Below are 6,263 nucleotides of genomic sequence, written 5' to 3'. Positions count from 1 at the left end.
AACCTGGGCAGGACGGGTGCAAAAGAAGGCCCTGATGCGATACGCAAAGCCTGCGCCTCACTTCCCGTTCATTTTGATGACGACCTGATGCTGGTCGATGCCGGAAATATTTACTGCATTGACGGACAACTCGAAACCGCGCAGGCGGCTTTGAGTGACTTCATTACTGAGCTGCTTTCCCTGGGCTACAGAACACTGGTTTTAGGCGGTGGCCACGAGGTCGTTTATCCGCATTATTCAGCAATAAAGAACTTTTTGAAGAAAGGGGAAACCGGAAGGAATATTGGAATTATTAATTTTGATGCCCATTTTGACTTGCGTGAACCCGGGATTTCGGGGCCGACTTCGGGAACAGGTTTTTGGCAAATTGCGCAGGACTGCAAAGATTTGGGTATGCCTTTCAGGTACTTTCCGATTGGCATCCAGCAGCATTCCAATACCCGGAGATTGTATAAAACGGCTGAAGAATTGCAGATCAATTACATTGCTGCGGAAGATTTCCGGGTAGGGCGGGAAGCACAGGTACTCGATAGCCTGCAAAGCTTCATGAGCGGATCAGATGCAATTTACCTGACCATAGATCTGGATGTCTTTGCCTCGGCCTATGCTCCGGGTGTTAGCGCAGTTGCACCTGTAGGAACGGTGCCAGATGCCTTCTTTTTGCGGATATTGAGAACAATACTGAACAATAAAAAATTGATGAGCATTGACATTGCCGAGCTCAATCCTTTGTATGATCAGGATGATCGGACAGCTAAACTGGCGGCATGGATAGTATTTCAATCTTGCTTGAGCAGGATTTTATCATAAATGCCTGCTTCTGGATATGAGGCTTTAAATTTAGTCGGTTTTATAACGTCAAAATAAAGAAATTAGCATTAAGTATAAATAGCATAAATAGCATAAATAGCATTAAATTTATGCTCAGCACACACAATGATCACAATTAACCCATATCACAAATTTTAATTCAAAACAATGCCACAAGGAACAGTAAAATTTTTTAACAATTCAAAAGGATTTGGTTTTATCTTACCTGATAACGGAGAACCAGAAATCTTTGTACATGTAAGCGGACTTGTAGATTGCCCTCGATTTGTTTGCCCAGACTGTCCCAATAAGTAATTCCTGCCGCTTTCTCATCGTCTGTTCCGGCCCCGTTGTCTGCCCGATTCAGCTTAGCATTCAGAGATACCTGCTTGTTACCCTGCCAATAATTTACTGCTCCTTCCATTCCGTATCGCCTGTTGGTGCCCAGCCCGATCTTTATCTGACCAAACCGGACCTGATTTTTGCCGGATTTGGTTACCAGATTCAGTATTTTTGTGGGTCTTATGCCCGTTTTGTTTCCTGTAAAAGCGGCCTGATCTCCATGGTCATCGATGATCTGCAGTTTGCTCACAAGATCAGCAGGCAGCACAGAATAGGCAAGGGCCTTGTATTCAATCGTATCGGTCTTTGCCGTAATCCGTTTTAATTTGCCTTTGATCTCTACCTGGTCCAGCATGTACGGGTCGTACTTTAAGACCAAAACCCCCAGTTCCATTTCTGGCTTCTCGGTTTGTAGTTGATAGGTTTGTGTAAAGGAAAAATAACCCAAGGTACTCAGGTGTAGCTTAAACTTCAGTGTTTCAGGTGCAGGGAAACTAAACTTTCCCAGGCTGTCTGTGTAAGTACTAAGGGTATCTATGTCGATAATCATCCTAACAGTTACTGCGCTCAAAACGCTGCCGGTATTGCCCCTAACACTTCCTATAATCTTATTCACCTGGGCCAGACCAAGAACCGGTCCGCAGATCAGCATCAGTAACATTAAACTTAATTTGAACCGCATGATCAATACTTTCATTGAGCACGAAATTACGGGGCAGGGAAAGTTATTGAAAAAGCGATCTGCGAAAAGCAAGTTTTTGTCTGTGAAATTTAATTATATTAACTCCGGTATTATCATTAAAAAACGACAAGTAATTTCAAGAGGGGACAGTTAGGCCAGGATTAATTTATGGAATATATTTTCCGGAACTGAGACGGATAGGGCATTGCGGGATTTTGGAGCGGGTGCAGGGGGATTTTGTAATGGGAATTGAGGGCAATACAAACGTGGCTGGAAGCAGGGAGTGTGATGGGGTGTATCGAAGGATGAGGCACAGAAGGAGTATTGCAAAGTTTGCGAATTGGCTTTGACAGGGAGGTTAGTTGAGATTTGGTCATTTATTTATGGAATTCCGGTATTGGTATCATCATTAGATCAAACCAATACCTGAAACACCATGCTAAACACAACATCAAATCTAAACAAGACTGAGTGGCTCAATCTTGTGTTTAAGAACAGGAACCAGGCTTACGGAGCCTATGAACTTCGTTTGCATTCAGACCAAAACACATTGCGTGCATTGTTCATTGCCGCTCCGCTTTTTATCCTGCTGTTTGCCAGCCCGATGATCTACAAATACCTTCATCCGGAGACGACTGTTGATGACGCCAGACCCGATATACCGGTGACAATGGCGCCAATCCACCCGCCAATCGAGCAGACCAAACCGTTAGAGAAAGTGGAGCCACCCAAGTCTGAACCGATTAAAGAAAAGATCAAAATGGTCAAGCTTCCATCAAATCCAGTAGTAGTAGTCAATAAGCCCCTGGTTGTCGAACCGCCAACCGCAGATGAAATGGAAAACGCGGTAGTTGGCCCGGTGACACAAACCGGCAAAGAAACTGATTTGACTTCGCTTCCGGCTGAAGGCAACGGCACAGGTCCGGGCACTGTCTCCGGCTCCGGAACTGAAGAAACCATATATGATGGAACATCTGTTGAAATCTATCCCGATTTTGAAGGCGGCATGAAAGGCTGGGCCAAATACCTGCAAAGAAATCTAAGGTATCCTTATGATGCGCAGGAGCAGGACAAACAAGGAAAAGTATTCGTCAGTTTCGTTGTAGAAAAAGATGGTTCTATTTCCAATGTGACCCTGGTTAAAGGGGTATTCGGATCCCTGGATGCAGAAGCTGTACGTGTGATCAAAAAATCACCTAAGTGGAAACCGGGCATACAGAACGGCAGAGCTGTAAGGGTAAGGTACAACATGCCGATCTCTTTTGCGCTTTCCCAATAGACCTGCTGCCCTGGCCTTAATACCGGAAGCCTGTTCAGGCATCCGGTATTTCAGGTTCTACCAGCTTAATCAGTTTTTCGATTGATTCCTGCCAGCCCAGATAACACATTTCGGCTGGGATCACAGCAGGTATTCCTTCCTGCAAAACTTTTAGTTCTGTACCTACAGATGTTTTTTGAAACCAAACAGAAGTGACCATTGCACCAGGCAGGTTCGGATCGTCAAATTTGTCTGTGTACTTTAAAAACTCGTTAGGCTTTATCTCCAGAAATTCTCCGCTCCAGGAGTGGCCATTTCCAGTTGTAAAATTCTGGAACGACATGTTATAAGTACCACCTACCCGCACATCCCTGTTCTGAATAGTACAAAGAAAACCATAAGGAGGCAGCCACGAAGCGATGGCTGTGTCTTCAGTAAAGGCACGATACACCTTTTCAGGTGATGCCTTGATAACTCTGTGTAATGAAATTTTGTTGTCTGACATAAAAGTAATTTTTAGTATTGATTTATGTTTGTATGAATTTGCTTTAACAAATATGCAGGTAAAAACAGCTAATAGACAGGGGCATATACGACAATTGTAGAGCGGATTTACGACACACTCCCTTTCTTTTTGATCAAAAGAGAGATTCAATATTAGGGTAAGAATTAATTTTATATCTTTATGGTAACCAAATATTCGCAGGATGCCGGGCTACAACAGCTATAACGATCAGGAATTAATTGTACTATTTAACTCTGGTGATGACGCTGCGTTTAAGGAAATTTACCTGCGTTATGACAAGCCGCTTTACCTCTATGCCTATCATAAACTCGGCAATAAAGAAGAATCGAGAGATGTCATTCAGGACGTATTTGCCTGGATGCTCACGAACCGGAAAACCCTGAATTTTACGGGAAGTCTTGCGGGTTATTTGTACAAATCTGTGCTCAACAAGATCTATAACATCTATAAACATAAGCAGGTGCTGAGTAAATATGCTGAGGGCGGTTCTTTTTACATCGATATCGAAAGTCAGGGAACGGATTACCTCATCAGGGAAAAAGACATCTCTGCGATGATTGAAAAGACCATTGCAGAAATGCCGCCACGAATGCGGGAAGTATATGAGCTGAAAAGCAAAAGGTACATGTCGGCAAAGGAAATTTCTGAACACACCGGCGTCGCGGAGTCTACCGTAAATACCCAATTGAAAAGAGCCATGAAGCATTTAAAGCTGAAACTTGGCTTGCTCATTTACATTACTTTCATTATTTAAGTATTTTTTTCGTCCGCTGTCCCCATTTGCCATTCCTGAGTTGCCTTTGTTTATGAATACGGAATTTATGGGTTCCGTAATACCATAGAAAAAACATGGAAAGAGAAAATACCGAGGAACAGACAGCGAAGTACAGACTGCATTATTTTCGCAAAAAGGACATTCCCGTACTGTCAGAGACTGAACTGGAGGCAGAGAGTGATCTGGTCTACGGGTCGCTGATGAAAGCGCAGGCAGCCAGAACTTTGAAAACAAGAAAGCTGTGGTATCCGGCAGCAGCCGCCGCTGCCGTACTTATTATCGCAGGTGCCTGCCTCTTTAGCTACAATTCAAAAACCAATATCAAACCCGTCATTGATTCCAGGGTATCAAAGAAACCGTCCAATGACGTAGCACCTGGTGTACAAACTGCGACCCTTACCCTTGCAAATGGAGTAAAGATTGCTTTGTCTGAAGCGGCCAATGGAAAAATAGCTGAACAGAACGGGGTATCCATCTCCAAGACTGCCGATGGAAAACTGATTTATAGCTTTGCGAAATTTAACAAAAAAATTAATGCGCTCTCAAACGTATTCAATACGCTCTCGACTGTCAAAGGGCAGCAATACCAGGTAATTTTACCTGATGGATCGAAAGTCTGGCTCAATGCCGCTTCGTCCATAACTTATCCTGCAAATTTTGCCAACCTCAAAAACCGCATGGTGCAACTTAGCGGTGAGGCTTATTTTGAGGTTGCGAAGGACAAAAGTCATCCTTTTATTGTTAAAACAGACCGGCAGCAGGTCGAAGTACTGGGTACGCACTTTAACGTCAACTCTTATGGTGACGAAGGTGCGACCAGAACGACGCTGCTGGAAGGGTCTGTGAAGATATTAAGTGACAAGGGACAAAAAGTATTGCTGCCCGGACAACAGTCACAGCTGGCGAAAAACACACTGAAAGTGAGCAGTGCTGATGTAAATGAAACTGTGGCCTGGAAGAACGGGGATTTTATTTTTAACAATGAAGCGTTCGGCAGCATTTTGCGCCAGTTGTCCAGGTGGTACAATGTAGAGATCATCGACAATGGAAGTCACAGCGAACTGCATCTGAGCGGAACAATTTCCAGGTCAAAAAACATGTCCACCGTACTCAAGGCACTCGAGGTGACCGGAAAGGTTAAGTTTAAAATTGAAGGAAAAACCGTAGTCGTGGAATAAATGAGGATAGCGTTGATAATTTTTTTCACAGCAATCATTCATACTGTCGCTTTTACCCAGCAAATCACGGTAAAAAAGACGGAGGTCAGGCTGCAAAGTGTATTTAAAGAGCTCAGGAAGCAAAGCGGTTACGATTTTCTTTATAATGAGGACATCATGAAAAATATAAAGCCGGTAAGTATTGATGTGAAGAATGCAAGCATTGAGCAGGCACTGGATTCTGCTTTTTCAGACCTTCCGTTAAAATATGCCATACACGACAGACTGGTCATGATCAGCGCAAAGGATACGATGAAGGTGATCGCAAAGAAAATGAGCATTTCGGGGATGATCAAAGACCGGAAAGGGCAGCCGCTTCCGGGTGCGTCGGTATACCTGAGCCATTATAAGATCGGAGTTTCAGCTGATAATACAGGAAGGTTTCTGATCCCTAACTTAAATCCCGGAAGCTACACTGTACTGGTCCAGATGATCGGGTATCTGCCTGCCAGTCAGAATGTAATACTGTCTGTCAAGTCCACGGATTTTGACCTTGTGATGGAAGAATCGGTGAGTGTGCTGAAGGAAGTGATTGTGCGTCCTGACCTGTACAGGGCACAACGGCTCCGGGCTTTCAAAGAGACTTTTTTGGGGACTTCAAAGAATGCCAAAAGCTGCAGTATCCTGAATGAAGATGCGCTTTTATTTGATTA

Annotated in this window: 6 protein-coding genes and 1 pseudogene; 6 read left to right on the top strand and 1 reads right to left on the bottom strand. The window is 43.8% G+C overall.

The features are described 5' to 3' along the window. The 3 genes and pseudogenes from hutG to VK541_RS21445 all read left to right on the top strand — a co-directional run. On the top strand, positions 1-810 hold an 810-nt coding region (gene hutG / locus VK541_RS21455; RefSeq protein ID WP_324372546.1), incomplete at its 5' end, for a formimidoylglutamase. Positions 811-978: 168 nt separating this feature from the next. Next, a pseudogene (locus tag VK541_RS21450) lies at positions 979-1,086 on the top strand (cold-shock protein); the annotation flags it as partial. Positions 1,087-2,270: 1,184 nt separating this feature from the next. Further along, positions 2,271-3,113 (top strand): TonB family protein, encoded by an 843-nt coding sequence (locus VK541_RS21445; protein WP_324372545.1) that lies wholly within the window; start codon positions 2,271-2,273, stop codon positions 3,111-3,113. Between the two features lie 34 nt (positions 3,114-3,147). On the opposite strand, the gene VK541_RS21440 is transcribed toward VK541_RS21445, so the two are convergent. Further along, entirely contained in the window at positions 3,148-3,597 is a 450-nt protein-coding gene (locus VK541_RS21440; protein ID WP_324372544.1) for an SRPBCC family protein, read from the bottom strand. A 202-nt stretch (positions 3,598-3,799) separates the two neighbouring features. Between VK541_RS21440 and VK541_RS21435 the strand changes: the two genes are divergently transcribed. The 3 genes from VK541_RS21435 to VK541_RS21425 form a co-directional block, all read left to right on the top strand. Further along, complete coding sequence (locus VK541_RS21435) at positions 3,800-4,372, top strand: RNA polymerase sigma factor (RefSeq protein WP_324372543.1); 573 nt, start codon at positions 3,800-3,802, stop codon at positions 4,370-4,372. A 95-nt stretch (positions 4,373-4,467) separates the two neighbouring features. Then, complete coding sequence (locus VK541_RS21430) at positions 4,468-5,571, top strand: FecR family protein (RefSeq protein ID WP_324372542.1); 1,104 nt, start codon at positions 4,468-4,470, stop codon at positions 5,569-5,571. Between the two features lie 12 nt (positions 5,572-5,583). Then, a partial coding sequence (locus tag VK541_RS21425; protein ID WP_324372541.1) for a carboxypeptidase-like regulatory domain-containing protein occupies positions 5,584-6,263 on the top strand: 680 nt, incomplete at its 3' end.

Origin of the sequence: Pedobacter sp. (assembly GCF_035317785.1) — a bacterium.
GTDB lineage: Bacteria > Bacteroidota > Bacteroidia > Sphingobacteriales > Sphingobacteriaceae > Pedobacter.
The sequence above is the reverse complement of the archived record's forward strand: the minus strand, read 5'-3'. Positions and strand labels throughout refer to the sequence as shown.